Source organism: Actinomadura montaniterrae, assembly GCF_008923365.1.
GTDB lineage: Bacteria > Actinomycetota > Actinomycetes > Streptosporangiales > Streptosporangiaceae > Spirillospora > Spirillospora montaniterrae.
The window spans coordinates 1-659 of record NZ_WBMR01000502.1; the positions used below are offsets into that span (position 1 = coordinate 1).

Consider the following 659-nt stretch of genomic DNA (forward strand, 5'->3'; position numbering starts at 1 on the left):
CGGCGGGCGCCGCCGCGGGCGCCGCCGCCGGGGAGGGCGCCGGGGAAGGCGCGGCGGGGCCGGCGGCGGGGCGGGGGAACGCATGTCAATGCTCGCAATCGGCGCGGGGACGGGCGAAAAGGAAATGTGTCGTCGGCGTCGCCGATATGAAAATGCAAAGGCCCGGCCGGGGTGTGCGCGCTTGGCGTTTCTTGGCGAAAGCGATGGCCGGCGATGGGATCGTCGCCGCAGGTCAGATGGGTAGCCCCCGGACAGTGTCGATCTTCTATTCAAGACTGCGGTGGCCTTCGTTAAAAGCGACGATCACCGCCGGATCCCGCTGCGATGCTGGATCGTGGCCGCTCGCGGACCCCATGTTCGGCGGCGGGGAACGCGCGCGGCGCCGCGGCACCGGGGGCCCGGCGGAGTCACCTGCCGGTGAGGTTCTGTCAGCGAAGGGACGCGCGAGATGAGAGCCCAGGGGCTGAGCACCTCCATCGACTCCAGCGCGTCCGCCGGATCCGGGACGCCGCCCCCCGTCCTGCCGCCCCTCCCGCCGCGCCGCCGGCGCGCCCCGGCCCCGCTCGCCGTGCTGTACCCGGCCTGCCTCGCCGTCGCGGACGGCTGGGCGATGGCCGCCGCCGTCGCCGTCGCGCGCGGCGCCGGACCGGACGGGGCGC

General features: G+C 75.0%; 1 protein-coding gene. It reads left to right on the forward strand.

Annotated features, from left to right (window positions below; all coding sequences use genetic code 11):
• Positions 1-448: 448 nt before the first annotated feature.
• Positions 449-659: hypothetical protein (locus tag F9B16_RS50530; RefSeq protein ID WP_225992708.1), on the forward strand; the 211-nt coding region annotated here is incomplete at its 3' end.